This window comes from Nakamurella sp. GG22 (assembly GCF_052976845.2).
The window spans coordinates 384,680-406,016 of the sequence record NZ_JBRIIO020000002.1 but is presented as its reverse complement, the minus strand read 5'-3'; the positions used below and the strand labels follow the sequence as shown (position 1 = coordinate 406,016).

The window sequence follows — 21,337 nt, the reverse complement described above, 5'->3', positions numbered from 1 at the left end:
TTCCCCCCGACCTGATCCGACCCGGCTGGCGCGGCGAACGATTCAGCCTCGCCGACTCCGTCAGCGTCCTCTGCCAAGCATCAGACACACCATGATCAAGAACGCGACGACTTCCGCTCCTAGACCGGCAGTTTCGCCATCCGCGCGGGTTCATCGCCCGGTCCGCCAGGGTCGCTTCCGAAGGCGGGTGTTCGGGCCAGCACCCGGTCGCGCACCGCGGGAACACAGCGGACCGTCAGGGCGCAGCCGGCGATTCCGGCGACCAGCCCGCCGAGCAGCCACCAACCTGCGGCCGTCGCGGTGCCGGCCGGTTCGAGAGTGGCGTGCTGACCGGCGGTCTCGCCTGCGGCAGGGGCGGAGTCGGCCGCCGCCGGGACGAATTCGGCGACCGCCGAGAATGAATCAGAATCGACCAACCCGAGTTTCTGGAGGAGCGAGATCAGCGCGGCCGGGTCGGGTGAACGGTGGTGCCGGGCGGTCGCGTTGCCGTCCTCGCTGGGGTACATGCCGGTGGCATTGCCGGCGCTGTCCCACATCTCCTGGGTGACGATGGACGGCTCGCCCTTCGGTGGCAGGAACACCCGGTCGATCCGCCAGACGGTGATGTCGTGCATCAGCCAGGTGACGGTGACGTAATCCGACCCAGTCTGGGATACGTCCGATGCCGTGGACGCTGCACCGGATGACGGTTCGGCCAGGAGTTCCTGCAGGAGCCCGTACTCCGGATCGCTGTAATAGACCCCGGTCGCGTATTCGGCGCTGGGGGAGACCAGCAGCGCGCTGGTCGGTCCGCCGGCGGACGCTGTTCCGGTCGACAGCATGGAGCCGATTCCGAGCAGCAGCACGACGGAGACGAGGCGAGCAACGCGAGAAACCTGGACCGACATGGTGGTCCCTTCTTGCCGAGGGTGAACTTCCCGTCGTGCTGACTACACCGTTGGGGACAGTTCGGTTCCCGGTCAGTTGCGAACCGACTCCGCAATCGACTCGGCGGTTCGCTGGTCGTCGATTCCCTCCAATCGCAGCGTCACTCCCGGGCGCTGCCACAACAGGGTCGGACCCGACTCGCGGGCTGACTCGGTCCGTTCCGTGCCGTTCGGGTCGAGGATGACGATGGGGTGGCTCCGTGCGAACCACAGGGCCTCGTCCCCGTCGACCACCGTGAATGTCACGTCGTCGTAGTACTTCTTCACGTAGTACGGGGACAGCGCCCCGCCGATCTGGTCCAGCCGGATCGGTCCGCCGGTCGCCGGGGTCCACTCCATCGTGACCAACCGACGGTCCGCAGCCACGGTCAGCTGATCCGGTTCACCAAGCGCGTCGGGAACCACCAGCGGAAAGGAGACCGCCAAGCGCGCCTGCTCCAGCGTCATCTCCGTGCCCTGAGCCGCGGTCCCGGCGCCCCCTGATGCAGTTGTCGGTGTGCTCGCCGGCTGTTGCTGCTCGACAACGACAGCCCCGAAGCCCAGCCATTCCCGGATGGCCGCACCGGCCGGGCTGACCGCCAACACGGCGAGCAGCGCTCCCACGGCGACCACAGTCGCTGCCCGCCAACGGTTGTGGAGCCATTCAACTACTCCGCCGATGCGCTGCCGCAGGGCACTGCCGGTCGGCAGGGGCTCCTGATCAATGCGGGCCATCACCGCCGACACGGTGCCTGCGGCCGGTTCCGGCAATGACAGAAGGTCCCGAAGCTCCCGGAGTTCGGTTTCGATGTCGAGCCCGTCGCCGAGGGGACCGCGATCCTTGGCAGTCACGGTCCACCGCCCAACCGCACAGCCCCGACGTCCCCCGCCATGGCACCGCGCAAGCGGTCGAGTGCACGGTGAGTCCTGGACTTGACCGTCCCGCGAGCGATACCCAGGACGGTGGCCGTCTCGGCTTCGTCCAGGTCGATCAGGTAACGGCAGATGATGACGGCGCGCTGGGATTCCGGCAGCTTCAGCAGCTCGCTACGCAGATACTCCTGGCGGTCCCGGCTGATCGCCTGGTCGGCAGGGTCCGCCGTGTCGACGAGGCGCGGGAGCAGTGCGTCGGATCCGGCGACCGTCTGCTCCCGCTGTCGCCGCCGGCCGGTCGCGCGGTGCAGATTGCGGGTCTCGTTGGCGACGATCCGCAGCAGCCACGGCCGGAACGGGGAGCCGTCACGAAACCCGCCGAGCCCTCGATATGCCTTCACGAAGGCCTCCTGCACGATGTCGTCCGCCTCCGCTCCGGCACCCAGCAGCACTGCGGTGGCATGCGCCTTGGGGGTGTGCAGGCGCACCAGATCGGCGAACGCGGCGCGCTCGCCGGATCGCGCGGCGGCGATGATGTCCGCCTCGCTCTGCTGTTTGTCGATCGGTCACCCCGCTCGTACCCCGTCACCCCGACGCCTGGGTGACCCGTCAGGACAACCCTTCTACACCGCCGCTGACGATCGGGTTCCCTCTCGTTCCGCCAACACCGCGTCACGCAGCGCGAAGGACGGGTCCATCTCGTCGGTCTCCTCGACGTTGCACAGGGCGACCACGGTCAGATCCCGGTCAGGCCAGTGATTCACTGCGGCGCTCACGCCGGGGTCACCGCCGCCGTGCCCCCAGCGGCCGTCCGGGTACACCATCAGGCCGTAGCCGTAGGACCAACCGCCGTCGATCGTGGCGTGCCGCTGCGTCGCAAGTTCGGTGAGGTCGCCGAGCAGGGTGCCGTCGGCCAATGCACGGCAGAAGCGCACCAGATCCGCCGCTGTGCACACGCAGCCGCCGTCACCGCCGCCGATGACCGGCACGCTGTGAACATTGGTGCGACCGGACGGCAGGTAGTGCATCGCGGAACCGGGTCGCGGCTCATCAGAGCGGTCGAACGCACTGTCGTTCATGCTGGCCCGCCGCAGCACGCGCTCTTCGATCACCTCGGCGCAGGTCTGTCCCGTGAGCTGCTCGAGCAGTTCACCGAGTAGCACGTAGCCGGCGTTGGAGTACCGCCAGGTCTGGCCGGGCGGCCCGTAGGGCGGAAGCTCGCCGTACAGCGGGAGGAAGTCGGCGGGGCGCTCGACGCGAGCGGGCGGCAGGTCGTGCCAGAGCGCGGCGTAATCCGTCCCCGCGTTAGGCAGCGACTCGTCCTCCTCGAAATAGTCGGCGATGCCCGAGGTGTGGCACAGCAGGTGGTGAACCGTGACATCGGCCGACAGGTGGTGTGGCCGGCGGTCGGGTGGGATGACGTCGACGACCGGGGTCCGCACCGTGACACGGCCCTGCGCCACCTGGTCGAGCACCGCGGTCGCGGTGAACATCTTGGTCACCGACGCGGTCTGGAAGCGGGTATCCGGCGTGACCGGTGTGCCGGCCGCGCGGTCGGCGAGGCCGAGGCAGTGCTGCACGACGAGAACACCTGCCTCGGCGAGCAGCACCGTCCCGGATACGCCGCCGGCGGCGAGTTCGTCCAATGCTTGCTGAGACACGCGACGAGCATGCGCGTGACCGTCGGGCGGCGGCAAAGCAATTAAGGAGCCGATGGCCTGTCAGGGGCGGAGCAGGGACTTGATCGCGCGCCGCTCGTCCAGCGCGGCGTAAGCCTCGGCGACCTCGGACAGCGGCAACGTGAGATCGAAGACCTTCCCCGGCTGGATCTGCCCGTCGAGCACCCGTGTCATCAGGTCGGGCAGGTAGGCGCGGACCGGCGCGGGCCCGCCCCGAAGGCCGACATTCCGCCAGAACATGTGCCGCTGCGGCAGATCGGTGACGTGCGGCACGCCGACCCAGCCGACCATCGCGCCCGGTCGGGCGGAGCGCAGCGCCTGGACGACGGCGTCGTCGGTGCCCACGCATTCCAGCACCGCGTCGGCCCCTATGCCGCCGGTGAGTTCCATGATCCGCTCGATGCCCTCGTCGCCACGCTCGGCCACGATGTCGGTGGCACCGAATTCCGTTGCGAGCTGCTGCCGGTCGGCGTGCCGGCTCATGGCGATCACCCGCTCGGCCCCGAGCTGCCGGGACGCGAGAACACCCGACAGTCCCACCGCGCCGTCACCGACGACCACAACGGTCGAGCCCGGCATCACCTCGGCGCAGACCGCCGCATGCCAGCCCGTGCACATGACGTCGGATAGGGCGAGCAGGCTGGGCACCAAGTCATCGGCGGGCTGGTCCGGAGTGGCCAGCAGGGTTCCGTCGGCGTTCTGGATCCGGATGAAGTCCGCCTGGCAACCGTCGTAGCCGGTGCCGTGCAGGCAGTTCGCGTGCATGCCCCTGCTGCACACGGCGCAGGTGTTGTCGCTGGTCAGAAAGCCACCGACGACGAACTGGCCTGGCTTCACCGAGGTGACGTCGGCGCCCACCTCTTCGATGATGCCGACGTACTCATGGCCGATCGGGGTCGGCTTCTTCACCTGCTGCACGCCGCGGTAGCGCCACAGATCCGACCCACACACGCAGGCAGCGACGGTGCGGATGTTCGCGTCCGTCGGCTGCTCGATCCGCGGGTCGTCCCGCTCCTCGAACCGGACGTCCTTGGAGCCGTAGATGATGGCGCCGTGCATGGTGATCTCCTCCGCCGTCATGTGCTGCCGACCTGCTTGTCGGTACCCATCCGACAGGCATCCTGTGCCCTTCGTCCGGCTTTCCAACCCGCGAGAGCCGGTCGAGGCACTGCGTCAGCTCAGCTCTTCGAACAGCGTGAGTTGTAATCCGGCCGGTCCGCTGAGCCGGGAGTTCAGCGAATCCCACGGGGTGCAGGTGGGCGGGGCAATGACAGTTGCTCCGGCGTCCTGCAATTCGCTGGTGGCCGCCGTTGCGTCGGACACCTGGAAGGCGACTCTGATCGGACCCGCAACGCGATGACCGACCTCTACGTCGTCGATGTACGCCGCGTACGCCGGATCGTTGATCTCAAGGGTCGCTCGCCCGACCTCCAGGATCGTGACCCGTCCGCCGTTGGCCTCGTAGGTGCCCTGGGTGGGCAGGCCGAGGGCATCCCGGAAGAAGGTCAGTGCCTCGTCGTAGTCGGTCGCGGTGACCACCAGCCGCAATTCCCGCACGTCAGCCATCGGGAGAGTATGACCGGTCAGGGCCAGCGGATGATCGGCGGCGGCGGCCGGTGCCGGCCCATCAACCTGTCCCGGAAGGATCGGTCGTCAGGGGGGTCGATATCGATTCCCACTTCGCGGAAGATCGACTGTTTGACCGAATCGTATTCCGTCACTGCACCCTCGAATTGTGGGCGCCGTCGACCGGGCGCCAGCCGGTCGAAATCGTCGGGCTCGGGGAGTTGCAGCCACAATTCCCGTCCGGATTCACCGCGTGCGATCACTTGGCAGCCATCGTGTCCGGACTCCTCGGCCCGTCGGCGGCTGTCGTACAATAACAAACTCGCGGGCGGACCCAACCAGCCGCCGGGCTCGACCGCCATTCTCCATAATTGTCGGAGATCGTGCGCCGAGACACCTCCCTTGTCGAATTCCATCCGGTTGACCAGCTTTCGGTCCCGGACGAAGGTGCGGCCGGGTGGGGAGGCAGGCACCGGATCGCCGATGGGCCTGCCTCCACTGAGATGCTCTCTGCCGAAATGCATCTCGTCATAGGGAGCCAGCGGCGACGTGCTCCCGCCCGGTGCGGCCGGGATCGCGTACCCGATCTCCTCGAGGATGCCGGCGGCCGCCGCCGCCTTCTCTCCCGGCCCGCATGAGGCACCGCCGAACCACATCTGGTCACCGTTCCGGTCGATCACCACCATTCCCGGCCCTGTCCCTCTCGGCACGGCGAATCGCTGGTGGGTGGCGAGCGGGTAGTAGAAGCCGCGCAGCAGCGGTGAGGTCGGACGGTGGAAGAGCCACACCTCGCGCACCGGCGCGGTCACGTTCCTAAACTCCGTGAAGGAGTCGATGCTGGCGGCGGGACTGCCGAAACGGGCCCCGTGTTCCACGTCGATCCAGATTCGGGGCGCCCGCTCCGGTGTCGACATGCAGACAGTTTCCAGCAGAGATGCCTACCGGGGCACAGTGGCGTTGCGGGATTCACCGGAACGCCGATGATCGCCAGACGGGTCGGCCGAGGTGGACAGGCAGATCTGGTTGCGCCCCAACTGCTTCGCCCGGTAGAGCGCTGTGTCGGCTGCAACATAGAGCAGATGCAAACTGGCCGCATTGGTGGGGGCATGTGCGAGTCCGCCGCTGATCGACACCTTGACCCGGCGGCCGTCGCCGAGCAGGAAATCTGCCTCGCGAATGGCGGTGAGTATCTGTTTCCCGCGCTCGACCAGGGTGGCCGCCGAACAACCGGGCAGCAGCAACGCGATCTCGTCCCCACCGAGCCGGCTGACGGTGTCGGTCGGCCGCGCACTGCGGATCAGAACCTGCGCCAGCATGATCAGGACCTCATCTCCGCCCGGATGACCGTAGGCGTCGTTGATGCCCTTGAAGTCGTCGACATCGATCAGCACGAGTCCGGTGCCGCCGTGACCAGCGGCTCCCGACAGCGCCGACACCGCGGCCTCGTCGAGCACGCGCCGGGTGACCAGGCCGGTCAACGGATCGATCGCCGCCTGTCGTTCGAGCAACGTGACGAGCCGGTCCTGCCGCTCGCCCGCGAGGGTCAACAGCGCGGCGGTGGTGACCAGGGCAGCGGTCATGTAGGTGCCCTGCACGACCGCCACCTGCAGCGGCAGCATCGCCAGGACGATCGCCCACTCGGCCGCGAGCACGGTCGAGGTCACGATGACGGCGCCGCGCCTGCGCAGCTGGGAGGCGCCGTAGAGCGCTGGAAAGAACAGGAAGACCTGGGCGGTCAGCGTGCCGTCGGCGGTGAGCAGGTCCACCAGCACGATCAGCACCGTGCCCAGCAGCGGGCACACCGCCCACCCCACGCGGTGACCACCGCCGAGTTCCCGCGCCGCCCATCCCGCGGCGGCGATCACTGCCACGGCGATGACCGAAACGGCCATGTCTGCGGCCGACCGCGTCGAAGCGAATTGGAACAGGGCGAACACCAGGGTGACCCCGGCTGCCACCAGGCACAGCGTGAAAACCGTTCGTCCCGCCGCCCGGTGATCGCGCGGTTGCAGCGACTCGACAAGCTTCACGTGGCCCCCGCCCGTTGCGCTGAAGTTGCCGGTGCGAAGACCAGCCTCGGCAGATGGTCGGCCGAGCGTCGAACAGTCCACCTGATGCCACGCTCGATGGTAACCCAGTGTTATCACAGTATCACCTGCCGTGACAATCGGTGGGCTGACAACGACCATCGCACGGGCATGTTCGTCGAGTGCCATCACAGCAGGGAGAAACGAGCTCCCGAAGCCGAACGACCCTGCTCCTATGACACTGGAGTGGTCGGGCGCCGTCGGGTCGTGCCGGTTCTTGTCCGGCGGGTCTCGACGGTAGGGTTTCCGGGCGGGGCGGTAGCTCAGTTGGTCAGAGCAACGGACTCATAATCCGTCAGGTCGTGGGTTCGAGCCCCACTCGCCCCACTGTTTGTGCAGTTAGGACGCATGACGCTAAGAATCAAGTGGCGAGTTGATCTAGTAGACCTCGCCACAAATGCAGCTAAGTTCACGCACCCCTCGCGTCGGCAACGCCGTCACCCGCCTGGGCCTGTAGAGGTGGTGGTGTCCCGGCTGATCTGGCGGGTGCCACCTCAGGTGGTGTTCTGGGCCTCGTGTATCCCAGGTGGCGCCGCCTTGGAATGGCTTCGTCAAACACAGGCCCGTCAAGACCAAGACTGCCCTCCCGTTCGGTTTCGACGGGAGGGCAGTTTGGCTCTTCGATCAGACGGAACCTGAGTTATCGGTTCATCCGAGGGGCGCGAGCCCGGCGTCGAAGCAGCGACCGGCGGTGATGTCGTCGATGTACTGCTGGGAAAGGTAGCGCAGGTCTTGGCCCTGACTGTCGGCGGTCGTCAACGGAAGCCCTTGCACACTTGGCTTTGTTGTCGTGAACAGCCAGTCATTGAACAGCGAGTTGAGCTCCATGCCGGAGATGGACTCGGAAAGGGCAATAAATTCCGCTGTCGTGCCGTTGCCCCCCTTGTTGGTGGTGGTCCAGGTCTTCAAGATTGAGAAGAAGGCCTCGTCGCCGACCGTGTTGCGCAGCAGCTGCATCATCATCGTCGGGCGGACGAAAATGGCGCAGGCAAACTGGTTGGCGACTCCAGGGTCGCCGACCTTGACGTTCCAGAACGGGTCGCTGGCGGGAACGGCGTTGTAGAGGCGGTCGAACGTGGCTTGCGGTGTTGCCAGGCCCTTGTGCTCCTGCCACATCCACGTCGCGTAGAAGGCGATGCCTTCATTGAGCCAGACGTCGCTCCACCGGTTGACGGAGACGCTGTCACCAAACCACTGGTGGGCGATCTCGTGGGACAGCCAGAAGCGGCCCGAGGATGGCGTGGAAAAGGCCCGCGTCGGGTAGATCGATCGTGTCTGGCGGGCCCATCCAAGTGGTTGCTGCTGGAGGTGGTCGACGATGCCTCCGGCCGCGGAAAACGGATACGGGCCGAAGTACCGGGCGAAGAAGTTGATGATTTCAGGCTGCGCCTTGAACGCCTCCTTGACAATTTCCCCGGTCGACGTTGGTGTTTCGGCGGCGGTTGCGCTGCTCCAGCTTCCGAGGCCGCCGGGCAGCGTGAGGTCCTCCCATCCGTCATCCGGGTTGCCGTCTCGTTCGAACGACGTGGTCCCTTGGCCGGTTGAGACGGTGATGTCATCGATGGCAACGCCGGGGAGGTTGACGTCGTAGTCGCTGGTGTACACGAAGGCCAGGTCGACGTCATGTCCGGCGTAGGGGGACAGGTCGACCTTCCACTGTTCGTAGCCGTTGGTTTCATTGGAGGCGGCGTTCCACTGGCCAGTGGTGCCGGTGGGCGTGCACGTGGGGTAGGTGGTCGGCGTCAGGAAGGCGCCTAGGAAGGGATGCAGCCCGACGAGGTCGGTGCACACGTCAGGGACGTCTTGGCTGCTGTGACCGAGGGTGTCGGGCAGGGTGGTCCACTGGTCGGTGCCGGCCGGCCGGGCGGCGACGAAGAAGAAGTCGGCGCCTTCTTGGATCTGGCGGTCGGTGTAGAAGCTGACCGTCGCTCCGCTGGCCGGAACATTGATTGTCCGGCCGAATGCGCTGAGGGCTCGGTAGTCTTGGTTGGAGAGCGCGAAGCGGGAGCCCGTGCGCGGTGCGAGCTGGCGGAAGAGGTCCTCGGAGATCGCGTCGAGGTACCGGACCTTCCCGTCCCGATAGGTGTTGACCTTGAAGTTGCCGATTTCCATGGTAGCGAGGTACGAGGCCATCGGTTCCTTGGTGACCCACGTCGACGTCACGGACTGACCGGACCTCCGCTGCGAGATCAAGTTTCCGTTGGAAATGGCCTCGAGCCCCTTGTCGGTGGTGATCGCAATCTTGTACGACGCTTTGTCCGATGGGTGGTCGTTGCTGGGGAACCACGACGCGGCGACATGCGGGATGCCTATGGTGACTGCTCCGTCGTCCTTGACGATGAAGTTTTCCGAGTGAGGCACGCCGCTGTACTTGATTTCGACGGTGAACGTGCGGCCGTTACTGAGGGCCTTGCGCGGTGTCACCACGAGCTCGTGACCGGTGTGGGTGTACTGCGCTGGCCTCCCGTTCACCTTGACCGATTGAACGGTGAGCTGCTCGAGGTCCAGGTTGAATGACGAAAGGGACTGGGTGGCCTTCGCCTGGATGCGGGTTGTGCCGGTGAGCACTCCGCTGTCCTTCCGGTAGTCGACGTTGAGGTCGTAGTGGCTGACGTCGTAGCCGCCGTTGCCATCCAGGGGGTAATAGGGGTCCCCGATGCCGTCACTGCCGGGACTGGGCGCCGTGCTGGACGGGGTTGCGGCGACCGGACCCGCCGCCGTTGCTGGGGTGAGTGATGTGATGACGAGCGCGGATGCGAGTGCGCCGATAGCGACGGCTCGCACACTTCTGTTGGACATGTCGCTCCAAAATTCGGTGCGGGCGAACCGCCCGCCTATGAGTCGTACGTTCGCAATGCAGTCGAATTCACGTGTGGGCGGCGGGTCCCGGCGACCAGGTCGATTGGGGCTCGACGACGCGGACGTTAGAGGACAGGGAATGTTCGCAGCATGCGCTGGAGGTTGATGGCCTCCCACGGCATGTGTTCGGCGATCCCCATGCTGACGACCTCGGTGGCGGACGCGACATCGTTGACAAGTCTCGATACTTGGTCAAAGGTCATCGCTCCCTGCGGGTAGTCCATGAAGGTGTCGGGGTCCGGCATCGGGTTGGCGAACAGCAGCGACCGGAAGAGAGTGGGGTCGAGGACGTCCAAGTCGAGGTGAACCGCCAGGTGGGTGATCTCTCTTTGACGGATCCAGTCCAGAACGGGCTGGCTGGTTGTGGCGAGCTCGCCGGGACCTGCCTTTCGGAGTCCAAGTCTTTGGATCATCGCTGTTTCGTGTTCTGTGGTCGCCTGCAGGCCGGCGAACATGACGTTTGCGGGTTGCAGGGGGACTGCGACCTCCTTGGCGAACTCGGGGTCGCCCTCACCGAGAAGATTCCCGAGGACCATCGTGTGTGCGTGGGGAAATTGTTCGGGGGTGGCGATATCGGGGTGGGCGTCAATCCACAGCATGCCGAGCCGGCCCTGGTGTTTCTCGTTCATGTAGGACACAGGTGCCTGTTCGACCAGGCAGTCTCCGCCGAAAACGACGACATGGTCGGGTTGATGCGCCTCGATCAGCTGGCGGGCTGATTTTAATTGCGTCAATAGCGCTTGCCTTTCCACGACACCGTTGTCGCGGGCGGTGGACGGTCCGGCACAGGGAGCGACTGGCACTTCAAGAAGTGGGTCGTCACTCTCGGGCGCGAGCCATGCCAGTAGGCGGGCACCCAATGGGTACGCGGTGTTGTTTCCGCCCTGCCACTGTGGGAACAGGAGGCGTAGTCCTGAGGGCGACGTCATAGGGGTCTCCTAGAGTAATTCGGATGTGGTGGGGGTGCCCGGATCCTGTAGCGGGTTGTGCTGTCCAGTTCACGAGGGGGGCATCAACCGTTGCCAGGTCGGCCCTCAGGAGGAGACGGAGGCCTTTCGAGCCTGGCCGCGGCCTGGGATTAGCCCCACGCGGTAGAGGATCAGGAAGACCACGGCTGAGGCGAGCGCACCTGCGTAATACGACAGGTCGCCCCACTCGGGATGTGCTGTGGCCACCGGGCCGCTCCACGCCGCCCAGGTCCAGAAGGGAACCGCGGCCAGGCAGCCGGCCGCCCACGCGACGAATCCCCATCTGAAGGGTGGGCGCGGGTCGTACAACTCGCGGAGGGGCCTTTCGGCCCGCCGGCACAGGAAGTAATCGAGGATGACCACCACGACGTACGGCGAGATGAGGTAGGCCGTGAGTACGAGGAAGTTGTAGAACTTGCCGTAGATGTCATCCTGTGCCCAGAGCGCGAAGAGCACGGACGCGATACTGATGATGATTACTGCTATCTCGCGCCTGACGGGGATTCGCAGAGTCATGAGTGAGAGAGCCCCACCGTAGAGATTCAAGCTGTTTCCGGGGATGGTTCCGGCCAGGAAGCCCAGGAGAGCGACGGTGGCGAATCCACCGGTCAACTGGGAAATCACTTCTGCGGGACCGAGATCCCCGGCGACGTGCGCGGTGAGAACCCCGATGCACCCCAGCCAGGTAACGACCACGAAGTTGCCGAGAGCGGTGGCCAACCCACCTTTAAGCATTGACGTTTTCACGGGCAGGTAGCGGGAATAGTCGGACGCGAATGGCGCCCACGCGAGAAGGTAGGAAAAGAACAGTCCACAGGAGGTGATGAAACCGCCCACTCCGCTGACGAAGAATGGTGCCTCCGGATCGGCACCGAACGAAGTGTCACTGTGAGCCAGCGCCAGCACCGTCACGACGATGAACAGGATCCCGATGAGGATCGTGGCCAGACGGTTGACGAAATGGATCATGTTGTATCCGAAGACGGCCACCGCGGCCTGCACGGCAGTCAGAACCACGGCCGCCAACCAGAACGGAACGCCAATCACCTCTTGAAGCAGAAGGACACCGATGATCGTATTGACGGCGGCCCAACCGACGGAGGCGAACACATTCACGATTGCGGACGGTACGAAGTTGCCGTAGTACCCGAGCGACCCGCGCGCCTGCACCTGTACCGGCACACCGAGGCGGATACCCATCGCGGACATCACGCCCATCATGACGCAGCCGAAACCGGTTCCGATGACGACGCTGGCGATGGCGGGCCAGAAGCCGAGACCGTAAAACACCGGATAGAACCCCAGTAGGACGATCGTCAGAATCATGTTTCCGCCGGCCCAGGTGGTGAACTGGTCGCGGAGGCTTCCATGCCGCTCGGCATCGGGGATGTGGTCAATCCCGTAGGGCTCGACCTTGCCTAGTGAGTCTCGATAGTGTTGATCATCGGGATGGACTTCGTGCTCGATCAGCGCCTCAAGTCCCGGGCCGGCGCCGTGCTCGGGGCCGGGTGCATTAGTTGTCATTGACTCGCTCCTTGTGTTGGGGGCTAGACATCGCCGAACGCTCTGGCAGTAGGAAGAAATCGTCGGCAGTGAGCGGGTTGCAGGTCGCTTTTCCGGCCGTACGAGCTACCACATCAACGCACAGAGTGATGGCGAACCGCTGGTCATCGGCCTCTGATCGTCGGATTGTCGGACAGTCGGTTGATATGGTCCTGAAGGTAGCGGAAGGCCTTCGGTTCTACAAGAGTCTGCGCGCTCTTTCCGGCGCATCCCCGGGACGTTTACTCAGACGAAACGTGATTGTCAGACGGCAATCGGACAGACAGACGGAGGAAGAACGGTAGTTGCCCTGCTCAGGCGAGACAACCCAGGTGCGTTGTCCCTTGTTTCCTGCTACGGCCGATGATCGGGTCGACGAGCTGGCGAGGTGGGCCGACCGAATTGACCATGGTCCTGCCAGCGGGGGTCCCCTGGTTGGCGGAGGTCTACCCGGCCCGTCGCTGAGAACGTTCGATGATGTGCTGGGCTTGGAGGATGACTGGGCGGTCCACCATGGCACCGTCGATAAGACCGACCCCCTCGCTGATGGAATCGAGGATGCGCTGCGCCCACATCACCTGATCCGCTCTGGGTGCGAATGCGCGGTGTACGGCGGCGATCTGCCGTGGATGGATACATAACTTCCCGGTGAAACCAAGCCTTGCGGCGCGTCCGGCGTCGTGTTCGATGGCTGCGTCGTCGTTGACGTCGGGGGTGACGCCGTCGATGGGTCCGGGCAGGCCGGCTGCCCTGGATGTGTAGGACAGGTGCGCTCGGGCGGGCAGGAGCTCCAATTCCTGCGGCCCCTGAATTGTGAGTCCGCAGTCGGCGGCGAAGTCGAGGTTGCCGAAGGCGAGGAGTTCGACTGCGGGATGGGTGGCGATGTCTGCGGCGCCGAGCAATCCCTTTGCTGACTCGATGAGGGCGACGATCTTAAGGTCCGGTGTCATGTGTGCGGCGAGGTTGTCAATGTCCTGCAGCTTCTCGGCTTTGGGCAGGACGATCCCGGTCAGTCCGTTCGCCCCGGCTAGCACGGAAGCCACCATTTGGAGGTCTGCGGTGAAGTCGGTGGTGCCGGCCGGGTTGACCCGCAGGTAGGCGCGGCCCGTCCTGAGCCACGCCGTCACGGCGGAACGGGCTGTTGCCTTGTTGGCGTGTGGGACGGAATCTTCTAGGTCGATGATCACTGCGTCCGGACCTGCGGTGACCGCCTTGTCGAACCGTTCTGGCCGGTCGCCGGGAACGAACAGGAAGGTTTGGGGGGGATGCTCCGTTGGCTCGGCTGTAGGTGGGTTTGCACCGGCCGGTGATGCTGGGACCACAGGATCTCCTTTTGACTTCGGCTGCGAAGCGTTCGGCCGATGTGTCAGGGCTGGGTGATGTCGCCGATCGCTTCGGCTTCCATGGCCAGGCCGCCGGACGCGTTGGCGGCCCAGAGCCTGGTCTTGTCACCGCTGGCGGTGCCGTTGACGGAGAACGAGTTGGGTAGGAACAACGGGTTCTTCGCGCGGTAGGTGAACCGCCGTAACGGCCGGCCTTCTCGGTGGGCGAGGTCGAGCAGCAGCGTAGCGATCAGCGGGCCGTGGATGACCAGGTTGGGGTATCCCTCGGTTTCACGGGAGTAGTCGACGTCGTAATGGATGCGATGCCCGTTGAAGGTGAGCGCCGAGTACCGGAACAGGGCGGTGCTGTCCAGTTCCCAGGCGGTGCTGAACTCCGCGCCGGTGGGGGCGGGAACAGCTGCCGGAACCTCTGCGGTAGAGGACATTTCGCGATAGACGATAGTTTGCTGTTCGAGCAGGGTGCGCACTCCTCCGGACTGGAAGTCGTGTTCGACGGTGACGAAAAACAGCGGTCCGGTCTTGCCCTCTTTGGGTTTGATCGAACTGATCGTGGATGTTCGTTGCACGCGGCTGCCCAGTCGCATTGGCTCAACAAAGTCCAGCCGTCCGCCGGCCCACATCCGCCGCGGCAGCGGCACGGGCGGCATGGTGATGCCCAGTTGCGGGTGCCCTTCGTCGCCGAGCTCGGAGGCTCGGACGACGTCGTGGAAGTACAGCCACTGCCACGCCGGCGGCAACTCATCACCACTGGCGAACTTCGGTTCCCGGTCGAGTGTGACCGCCATTCGGTTTGCCTGCTCGGGGTCGAGCCATTCTTCGGTGGTGCTCTGGTGCCCGATCCAGGATTCCCAGTCGTCTGTCATTTCGCGAACTCCGCCCGGATTGCCTCGGTGTGCTGGCCGATTTCCGGGACCTCCCGGAAATATCCGTCGTCGAAGGGTGTCTGCAGGGGCGGCGCAACGAGGTCGACGGGCCCCCCGTTGACTGTCATCGGCCACCGACGCAGCTGCGGATGCTGCGAGAGTTGTTCCACGCTGTTGACCGCGCCGAAGGCGATACCGGCCTTGTTGAGCGCTGTTTCGAGCTCCTTCAGGTCGAAACGGGCGAATCCGGCGACGAGCGCCTCGTTGAGGTCGGGTCGGTTGTTCACTCGGGCGTTGTTAGATGCGAATCGGGCGTCGTCGACCAGTTCGGGGCGGCCCAGGACGTCGATGCAGAGCCTGGCCCATTCCCGGTTGTTCTGGACTGCGATGACCAATTCGTGGCCGTCGCCGGAGGGGTAGGCACCGTAGGGCGCCATCGAGGGGTGTTGCATGCCAACGGGTTGGGGTGCTTTTCCGCCGTATTCCAGGTGCACGAGAGGGACGCTCATCCAGTCGGCGGCGGTGTCGAACAGCGACACCCGGATGCCGGTGGCTTCGCCGGTGCGTTCCCGGTGCAGCAGAGCGGTGACCACGCCCTGCGCGGCGTTCATGCCGGCGCCGATGTCGCAAATCGATACCCCGAATCGGCCCGGCGCGCCAGGGGCGCCGGATACCGACACCAGGCCGCTTTCGCACTGAACGAGGAAGTCGTAGGCCTTCATGTCCCGGTACGGTCCGTCGCCGTAGCCAAGGATGTCGCAGGTCACCAGCCGCGGGTACTTCTGCCGCAGGGCCGCGGAGCCCAGGCCGAGCCGTTCCGCGGCTCCAGGAGCGAGGTTTTGCACGAACACGTCAGCGTCGGCCAGGACCCGGTGCAGCAGCTCGAGGTCGTCGGAGTTCTTCAGGTCCAGCACGAGGGATTCTTTGCCCCGGTTGGTCCACACCACATACGACGCGACGCCGTGCACGGCGGAGTCGTAGCCGCGGGCGAAATCCCCTTCGGGTCGCTCGATCTTGATGACCCTGGCCCCGGCGTCGGCGAGCCGGCTGGTGCACAGCGGAGCGGCCAGTGCCTGCTCGATCGAGACGACCGTCATGCCCGTCAACGGTTTGGTCACCTGATCGCTCATGTCGTTGCCAGGGGTGCGGGCAGCGGCGCGAAGGTGACGTCGCCGTTGCCGGCCTCTTCGATGCGGATGAGCTCGTTCAGCTTCGCGAGCCGCTCGCCGCCGGTGACGCCGGCCTTGATCAGCGAGGCACCCCACGCTGCGCCCATGTGCGCGATGCTGGAGTCGCTGGTCTCGCCGGACCGGTGGGAGATCGCGGTAGCGATGTCGTTGGCCTGGGCGAAGTCGTTGGTTTCCCGGGCGCCGGTGACGGTGCCGACCTGGTTGACCTTGATGATCATCGCGTTGCATGATCCGGCATTCACGCCGACGGCGGTGCGGTCGGTGCTGGTGGCCAGCAGGTCATCGCCGCACACCAGGCAGTCGTTCCCGACCCGGCGGCGGAGCTCGGCGAACGCCTCGTAGTCGTTGCTCTCGAACGCGTCCTCGACGTAGCCGAGGTTGAACCGGCGCACCAGGGATTCCACGAAGTCGATCTGTTCGGCCCTGGTCAGATCCAACCGGGACCGGTCGTAGCGGTATTTCTTGGTTTCCGGGTTCCAGAACCGGTCCGCAGCCAGGTCAAGGCCCAACCGGAACTTCGCGCCGGTGGTGGAGCCGACGTTGTGGGCTGCCTCGGCAACGACTTCCAGGGCCTGGGTGTCGTCCAGGTCGGCGGCCCAGGCACGTTCGTCGTCGGAACCGCCGGTAAATGTGGCATCCCTGGCTGCCAGGAGGCGACCGGTTTCGTGGTGGACCTGGATGTTCCAGTCGACGGCCTGCCGGAAGCTGCCGGCGTTGACCGGGACGACGAGGTGTTCCTGCATGTCGGGGGTTGGGCCCATCGCGTGGGCGCCGCCGCCGATGATGTTGCCCAGCGGCAGCGGCAGGGTGAGGGTGCCCTGGTGGTCACCGCGGACAACGACGTGCAGGGGTTCGCCGAGGGCGTCGGCCGCGGCGAGCGCGATGGCGGTGGACAAGGCACTAGTGTCGCGTTAGCGTGTTGGCTTTACCTTCGCTGGTGATCTCGAGAGAATGGGGTATGTCTCGTAGCCCTGTCCCGGTGGTGTCGGACTCGGACCGGAAGGTGCTGGAGTCGTGGGTGCGGTCGACCTCGGTTCCGGCGGGTTTGGCCCGGCGCGCCCGGATCGTTTTGCTGGCCTCTGAGGGGATCGGCACGAACGAGATCGTGGACAAGGTGAGGTCGACCCGGCCGACGGTCATCGGTTGGCGGAACCGTTACATGACTGAGGGTTTGGCCGGCTTGGACGATCGGCCGAAGAAAGGCCGGGAACCGGAGATCGATCAGATCGAGGTGATCAACGCGACGCTGCAGCCGCCGCCGGAGCAGCTCGGGGTGACGCACTGGTCGAGCCGGATTCTGGGCAAGCAGTTGGGGATCTCGAACGTCACGGTGGCCAAGATCTGGAAGCGATGGGGCATCAAACCCTGGCGGCAGGAGACGTTCAAGTTCTCCACCGACCCGGAACTGGAGGCCAAGATCCGGGATGTCGTCGGTCTGTACCTGGACCCTCCGGAGAAGGCCGTGGTGCTGTCGATCGATGAGAAAAGCCAGATCCAGGCCCTGGACCGGACCGCGCCGATCCTGCCGATGCGACCCGATCTGCCCGAGCGATGGACGCACGACTACGTCCGGCACGGCACCACCACGCTGTTCGCCGCCCTGGAGGTCGCGACCGGCAGGGTCACCCAGACCTGCCTGCCCCGGCACCGCTCAGATGAATTCCTGCGGTTCCTCAAGCAGGTCGCGAAGGCCTACCCGCGGGTGCAGCTGCACCTGGTGGTGGACAACTACGCCACCCACAAGCACCCCAGGGTCAAGGCGTGGCTGGCCCGGAACCCCCGCGTCACCATGCATTTCACCCCAACGTCCGGGTCCTGGATGAACATGGTCGAGATCTTCTTCGGCATCATCACGCGCCAAGCCATCCGCCGCGGCGCGTTCAACTCCGTCACCGACCTCATCGGCGCGATCACCCGGTTCATCGACAACTGGAACACCGACTGCCAGCCATTCACCTGGACCAAGAACGCCGACGACATCATCCAGCACGCCACCCGAAGTAAAGAAACCATTTTCACGCGACACTAGAGGTGTTGCCGCCGAGCCGGTCGAAGTTCGCGGTGCCGTCGATCTCTTTCAGCACCGCGTCGCAGTCGTCGATGTTGGCGGCATCCAAGCCGATCATTTTGGGAGCAACCTCGTCCTGGACGGCCTTGATCGCGCCGGGGACCTCGAGCTGCCCGTAGGCGGAGGCCTCGTACTCGCCGCGGCTGCCGGGGGCGCCGAAAGGGGCTGCGGTGCGGCCGAATCCGTCACCGGCGACGACCTCCACCTCGATGGTGGCCACGCCGCGGCTGTCGTAGACCTCGCGGGCGGTGATGGACGTGATGGGAACGTCTTTCGACATGGGATCCAACTTTCAGGGCTCGGCGACGTTTTACGGGTACGCCGGTACCGGGTGGGGTTTGCGGGGTGCCGGCAGCCATCCGTGACGGCGGTGCCTCGTGGGTGAGGGGTCGGGTCAGGGGTGCGGACTAGTCGGTGCTGATCGGGCCCGGTGCCGGGGAATCCATGGCGATGGTCACCGATTTGAGTTGTGTGTAGTGGTGGAGGGCTTCGATGCCCTTCTCCCGGCCGTAGCCGCTTTGCTTGTAGCCGCCGAACGGTGTCTGCACGGCACCGGTGGTCCAGGTGTTGACGAAGACCTGGCCGGCCTCCAGTTGTCCGGCGACCCGGATAGCCCGGGCGACGTCTCTGGTCCACAACCCGGCGACGAGGCCGTATTGACTGTCGTTGGCCAACCGCACGGCTTCGGCTTCGTCATCGAAGGGGATGACGACCAGGACCGGCCCGAAGATCTCCTCGGTGGCCATCCGGCCGTCGGGGGCAACGTCGGTGTAAATGGTGGCCGGGACGTAGAAGCCGCCGCCGCGTTCGGCGTCGTCCAGCGGCTGACCGCCGGTGACCGCGGTCGCCCCTTCGTCGGCGGCGACGCCGAAGTACTCAGAGACCTTATCGAACTGTGCACCGGTGATCAACGGGCCCAAGGTGGTTCCGGGCCGGACGTCCTTAGTATGTTCAACCAGGGCGGCGACGACCTTGTCCTGGATGCTGCGCTGTACCAGCAGTCTGGTCGACGCGGAACACACCTGTCCGGAGTTGGTGGTGAATCCCTTGACGGTTCCGGCCGCAGCGGCGTCGATGTCGGCATCCTCGAAAACCAGATTCGCCGATTTGCCGCCGAGTTCCAGGGTGAGCGGCATGATCTTGTCGGCGGCCACCCGGCCGATCGCCCGGCCGGCGATGACGGATCCGGTGAACGCGAGCTTGCGGACCAACGGGTGCGCAACCAGTGGTGCGCCGGCGCCGGGGCCGTCTCCGAGAACGACGTTGAGAACGCCGTCCGGGAAACCGACCTCCGTGGCGATCTTCGCCAGCGCCACGCTGGTCGATGAGGTGAACTCCGACGGCTTGAGGACCACGGTGTTGCCGGCCGCCAGGGCCGGTGCGCCTGCCCTGGCCGCTTGGTTGATGGGGACGTTCCAGGGCGTGATGATGCCGATGACCCCGAATGGTTCCCGCTGAGTGTAGGAGTGCAGGCCGGGACCGATGTCCAGCACCTCACCGGCCGGCAGGTTGACCAGACCGGCGTAGAACTCGAAAAATGCTGCAGCGCCTTCGACTTCGGCTTCCGCGGTGGCGCGGGGTTTGCCTGTTTCAAGGATCTCCAACCTGGCCAGTTCGGTGAGGTCGGCGCGGATCGCGGTCGCGACCGCGCCGAGCAGTCGGCCGCGTTCGAACGGTGGGTAGTGCCGCCATGCGGTGGCGGCCGCCGCGGCCGCGATCACCGCGGCTTCCACATCCTTAGCGGTTCCCTGCGCGACGCGGGTCACCTCACGTCCGGTGGCCGGGCTCCGGCCGTTGACGTACTCACCGGACCCGGGCGGCACGGCCCGGCCGGCGATCCAGTGGTCAAGGGTGATCAGGGCGGTGTCCTGGTCCGGTGCTTGGGGTGTCCGCACGGCGTGCGTCACTGACGTTCCTCCTGTAGCTGTGGACTGCGTAGTGCGGACGTGATGCGGGTGCTCGACGCGGTCAAGCGTTGACGGTTGTCTTGGCGTTGGCAGCGATCTCGTTCAGCACGGGCAGCAGGTACTGGCGGAATTCCGGGTAGTTCTCGGTAGCCGGGAAGTGCCCGAGCTTGGGCATCGGGGTGAACTTGCAGCCCTTGACGACGTCGGCAATGAGTTGGGTCTCGGCGGGCGAGGTGTTCGGGTCGTACTCGCCGGTCAGCAGGTACAGCATGCACTTGCCGGTGTCGATCTCGGCGGCCTGCTCGGCGGTCATGTCGTGCTCGTAGTAGTAGTAGGTCAGGTCGCCGGCGAAGATCCCGGGGCCACCCTGCTGGTACTCCCACTGCACCTCCCGGACTGCGGGCTCCGGTGAGTACGGCGACATGTTCAGCAGCATCGCCGCGCCGATGGAGTTGCGGGACACGTTGGGGTTGTCGAACTCGCGGCGGATGCCCTCCATACCGACCTCGACATATTCGTCTGCGGAGCGCAGCGCGCCCTCGACGGCGATGGTGGCCCGGTACCGGTCGGGAAACTTGTGCGCGAGGTCGATCGCGGCGTGCCCGCCCATCGAGCTGCCCAGGTAGACGGGCCGGTCCAGTTCCAGGGCATCGGCGATCGCGTTCGGGTAGGCGAGCATCTTGCTCTTGGTCATGTTGTATTCCTGCTCCCACCACGGGGACCCGTACGGAGGAAGCGATTTGCCGTGGTAGGGCAGGTCGTAGGCGATGCATCGGAACTTGCTGGTGATCTCCTCGTCGCAGAGCAGATGCCGGTACTGCCGGCCGTCCGAGCCGGCGGTGTGCTGCAGCAGCAGCGGGATTCCCTCGCCGGCTTCCTCGAAGTACACGCGGTACTCGATGTCCTCGACGGTGATGTACATGTACCCGCCGGTGATGGGGTCGCGTCGAGTGGTCATCAGGGGGCGCTCACTTCTTGTTCGGACCGCAGGATGGCGACCAGGCGGTTGAGGGCTGGGAGGTAGGCGAAGGTCTCGTTGGTGCTGCTCAACTCCAAGCCGTGCTTGACGTTCGTCGTCTGCAGGCACTGGAAGAAAGGCACCGGGAACGGCGCGAGCATGTTCGCCCAATGCTCCTCGGTTCCCCGGATGATGATCTTGCACTCCGAGTCGGGGATGTCCGTCACCGCTGCGGAAACCAGGGCTCCGTCGGCAAATTCGGCGACGGTCTCCTCGCCCGCGACGCCGATCTTGATGCGTCCGTCGAAGAACCGCATCTCCCGATGGAACTCGGGGTCGTTCATCGCAGACGTGAACGTTCTTACGAGGTCGATCTGGGTCGACATTGACCTCTCCTTTGCCAGATTGTCGGACAGTATGGCAGACCGTAGCGGTCCGGGATTCCAGGCGCAAGGGTCAGTTCTCTCGGGACCTGGACCAGGGTTGTCAGACAGAAGATGCCGGCCACGGACCTCTGAATGCCGTAATA

General features: G+C 65.5%; 20 protein-coding genes and 1 tRNA gene. 2 read left to right on the top strand and 19 right to left on the bottom strand.

Going from position 1 to position 21,337, the window contains the following annotated elements; all coding sequences use genetic code 11:
- Positions 1–119: 119 nt before the first annotated feature.
- The 8 genes from ACVBEQ_RS04205 to ACVBEQ_RS04170 all read right to left on the bottom strand — a co-directional run bounded on the left by ACVBEQ_RS04205 (position 120) and on the right by ACVBEQ_RS04170 (position 6,981).
- Positions 120–887 (bottom strand): hypothetical protein, encoded by a 768-nt coding sequence (locus tag ACVBEQ_RS04205; protein WP_447152157.1) that lies wholly within the window; start codon positions 885–887, stop codon positions 120–122.
- A gap of 72 nt (positions 888–959) precedes the next feature.
- On the bottom strand, positions 960–1,757 hold the full coding sequence (locus tag ACVBEQ_RS04200) for a hypothetical protein (protein ID WP_447152156.1): 798 nt from the start codon (positions 1,755–1,757) through the stop codon (positions 960–962).
- On the bottom strand, positions 1,754–2,311 hold the full coding sequence (locus ACVBEQ_RS04195) for an RNA polymerase sigma factor (RefSeq protein ID WP_447152189.1): 558 nt from the start codon (positions 2,309–2,311) through the stop codon (positions 1,754–1,756). Before ACVBEQ_RS04195 ends, ACVBEQ_RS04200 begins: the two co-directional genes overlap by 4 nt.
- Positions 2,312–2,401: 90 nt before the next feature.
- The gene (locus tag ACVBEQ_RS04190) at positions 2,402–3,439 is read right to left on the bottom strand and encodes a serine hydrolase domain-containing protein (RefSeq protein WP_447152155.1); all 1,038 of its coding nucleotides are present in this window, start codon (positions 3,437–3,439) and stop codon (positions 2,402–2,404) included.
- Between the two features lie 60 nt (positions 3,440–3,499).
- Complete coding sequence (locus tag ACVBEQ_RS04185; protein ID WP_447152188.1) at positions 3,500–4,516, bottom strand: zinc-dependent alcohol dehydrogenase family protein; 1,017 nt, start codon at positions 4,514–4,516, stop codon at positions 3,500–3,502.
- Between the two features lie 114 nt (positions 4,517–4,630).
- Positions 4,631–5,023: a VOC family protein gene (locus ACVBEQ_RS04180; protein ID WP_447152154.1), complete on the bottom strand. Its 393-nt coding sequence runs from the start codon at positions 5,021–5,023 to the stop codon at positions 4,631–4,633.
- 17 nt (positions 5,024–5,040) lie between these two features.
- On the bottom strand, positions 5,041–5,937 hold the full coding sequence (locus ACVBEQ_RS04175) for a hypothetical protein (protein ID WP_447152153.1): 897 nt from the start codon (positions 5,935–5,937) through the stop codon (positions 5,041–5,043).
- Positions 5,938–5,961: 24 nt separating this feature from the next.
- Positions 5,962–6,981 (bottom strand): GGDEF domain-containing protein, encoded by a 1,020-nt coding sequence (locus ACVBEQ_RS04170; protein ID WP_447152152.1) that lies wholly within the window; start codon positions 6,979–6,981, stop codon positions 5,962–5,964.
- 381 nt (positions 6,982–7,362) lie between these two features.
- Between ACVBEQ_RS04170 and ACVBEQ_RS04165 the strand changes: the two genes are divergently transcribed.
- Positions 7,363–7,437, top strand: a tRNA-Ile gene (locus ACVBEQ_RS04165).
- Positions 7,438–7,758: 321 nt separating this feature from the next.
- On the opposite strand, the gene ACVBEQ_RS04160 is transcribed toward ACVBEQ_RS04165, so the two are convergent.
- The 7 genes from ACVBEQ_RS04160 to ACVBEQ_RS04130 form a co-directional block, all read right to left on the bottom strand.
- Complete coding sequence (locus ACVBEQ_RS04160; RefSeq protein ID WP_447152151.1) at positions 7,759–9,894, bottom strand: M1 family metallopeptidase; 2,136 nt, start codon at positions 9,892–9,894, stop codon at positions 7,759–7,761.
- A 140-nt stretch (positions 9,895–10,034) separates the two neighbouring features.
- Positions 10,035–10,721: an arginase family protein gene (locus ACVBEQ_RS04155; protein ID WP_447152150.1), complete on the bottom strand. Its 687-nt coding sequence runs from the start codon at positions 10,719–10,721 to the stop codon at positions 10,035–10,037.
- 282 nt (positions 10,722–11,003) lie between these two features.
- On the bottom strand, positions 11,004–12,461 hold the full coding sequence (locus tag ACVBEQ_RS04150; RefSeq protein ID WP_447152149.1) for a purine-cytosine permease family protein: 1,458 nt from the start codon (positions 12,459–12,461) through the stop codon (positions 11,004–11,006).
- Between the two features lie 464 nt (positions 12,462–12,925).
- Positions 12,926–13,801 carry an HpcH/HpaI aldolase/citrate lyase family protein gene (locus ACVBEQ_RS04145; RefSeq protein ID WP_447152148.1) on the bottom strand — a complete coding sequence of 292 codons (876 nt, stop codon included), beginning with the start codon at positions 13,799–13,801 and terminating at the stop codon, positions 12,926–12,928.
- 44 nt (positions 13,802–13,845) lie between these two features.
- Positions 13,846–14,685: an HTD2 family dehydratase gene (locus ACVBEQ_RS04140; protein WP_447152147.1), complete on the bottom strand. Its 840-nt coding sequence runs from the start codon at positions 14,683–14,685 to the stop codon at positions 13,846–13,848.
- Complete coding sequence (locus ACVBEQ_RS04135; protein WP_447152146.1) at positions 14,682–15,815, bottom strand: CaiB/BaiF CoA transferase family protein; 1,134 nt, start codon at positions 15,813–15,815, stop codon at positions 14,682–14,684. Before ACVBEQ_RS04135 ends, ACVBEQ_RS04140 begins: the two co-directional genes overlap by 4 nt.
- Positions 15,812–16,771 carry an enolase C-terminal domain-like protein gene (locus tag ACVBEQ_RS04130; RefSeq protein WP_447152145.1) on the bottom strand — a complete coding sequence of 320 codons (960 nt, stop codon included), beginning with the start codon at positions 16,769–16,771 and terminating at the stop codon, positions 15,812–15,814. The genes ACVBEQ_RS04135 and ACVBEQ_RS04130 overlap by 4 nt, the downstream gene beginning before the upstream one ends.
- A 62-nt stretch (positions 16,772–16,833) precedes the next feature.
- Between ACVBEQ_RS04130 and ACVBEQ_RS04125 the strand changes: the two genes are divergently transcribed.
- A complete protein-coding gene (locus ACVBEQ_RS04125) occupies positions 16,834–17,904 on the top strand; it encodes an IS630 family transposase (protein WP_447152144.1) in 1,071 nt (356 codons plus the stop codon).
- On the opposite strand, the gene ACVBEQ_RS04120 is transcribed toward ACVBEQ_RS04125, so the two are convergent.
- The 4 genes from ACVBEQ_RS04120 to ACVBEQ_RS04105 all read right to left on the bottom strand — a co-directional run bounded on the left by ACVBEQ_RS04120 (position 17,891) and on the right by ACVBEQ_RS04105 (position 21,194).
- Positions 17,891–18,223, bottom strand: a complete 333-nt coding sequence (locus ACVBEQ_RS04120; protein WP_447152143.1) for a hypothetical protein — start codon at positions 18,221–18,223, stop codon at positions 17,891–17,893. The genes ACVBEQ_RS04125 and ACVBEQ_RS04120 overlap by 14 nt on opposite strands.
- A 127-nt stretch (positions 18,224–18,350) precedes the next feature.
- Entirely contained in the window at positions 18,351–19,850 is a 1,500-nt protein-coding gene (locus tag ACVBEQ_RS04115; protein WP_447152142.1) for an aldehyde dehydrogenase family protein, read from the bottom strand.
- Positions 19,851–19,911: 61 nt separating this feature from the next.
- Positions 19,912–20,808: an alpha/beta fold hydrolase gene (locus tag ACVBEQ_RS04110; protein WP_447152141.1), complete on the bottom strand. Its 897-nt coding sequence runs from the start codon at positions 20,806–20,808 to the stop codon at positions 19,912–19,914.
- Entirely contained in the window at positions 20,808–21,194 is a 387-nt protein-coding gene (locus ACVBEQ_RS04105; RefSeq protein ID WP_447152140.1) for a hypothetical protein, read from the bottom strand. The genes ACVBEQ_RS04110 and ACVBEQ_RS04105 overlap by 1 nt, the downstream gene beginning before the upstream one ends.
- Positions 21,195–21,337: the final 143 nt, after the last annotated feature.

Bases quoted from the DNA above. Each gene is read 5' to 3' on its own strand.
- ACVBEQ_RS04180 (WP_447152154.1), bottom strand. From the start codon at position 5,023: ATGGCTGACGTGCGGGAATTGCGGCTGGTGGTCACCGCGACCGACTAC.
- ACVBEQ_RS04140 (WP_447152147.1), bottom strand. From the start codon at position 14,685: ATGACAGACGACTGGGAATCCTGGATCGGGCACCAGAGCACCACCGAA.
- ACVBEQ_RS04185 (WP_447152188.1), bottom strand. From the start codon at position 4,516: ATGCACGGCGCCATCATCTACGGCTCCAAGGACGTCCGGTTCGAGGAG.
- ACVBEQ_RS04175 (WP_447152153.1), bottom strand. From the start codon at position 5,937: ATGTCGACACCGGAGCGGGCGCCCCGAATCTGGATCGACGTGGAACAC.
- ACVBEQ_RS04135 (WP_447152146.1), bottom strand. From the start codon at position 15,815: ATGAGCGATCAGGTGACCAAACCGTTGACGGGCATGACGGTCGTCTCG.
- ACVBEQ_RS04125 (WP_447152144.1), top strand. From the start codon at position 16,834: ATGTCTCGTAGCCCTGTCCCGGTGGTGTCGGACTCGGACCGGAAGGTG.
- ACVBEQ_RS04205 (WP_447152157.1), bottom strand. From the start codon at position 887: ATGTCGGTCCAGGTTTCTCGCGTTGCTCGCCTCGTCTCCGTCGTGCTG.
- ACVBEQ_RS04105 (WP_447152140.1), bottom strand. From the start codon at position 21,194: ATGTCGACCCAGATCGACCTCGTAAGAACGTTCACGTCTGCGATGAAC.
- ACVBEQ_RS04150 (WP_447152149.1), bottom strand. From the start codon at position 12,461: ATGACAACTAATGCACCCGGCCCCGAGCACGGCGCCGGCCCGGGACTT.
- ACVBEQ_RS04120 (WP_447152143.1), bottom strand. From the start codon at position 18,223: ATGTCGAAAGACGTTCCCATCACGTCCATCACCGCCCGCGAGGTCTAC.
- ACVBEQ_RS04110 (WP_447152141.1), bottom strand. From the start codon at position 20,808: ATGACCACTCGACGCGACCCCATCACCGGCGGGTACATGTACATCACC.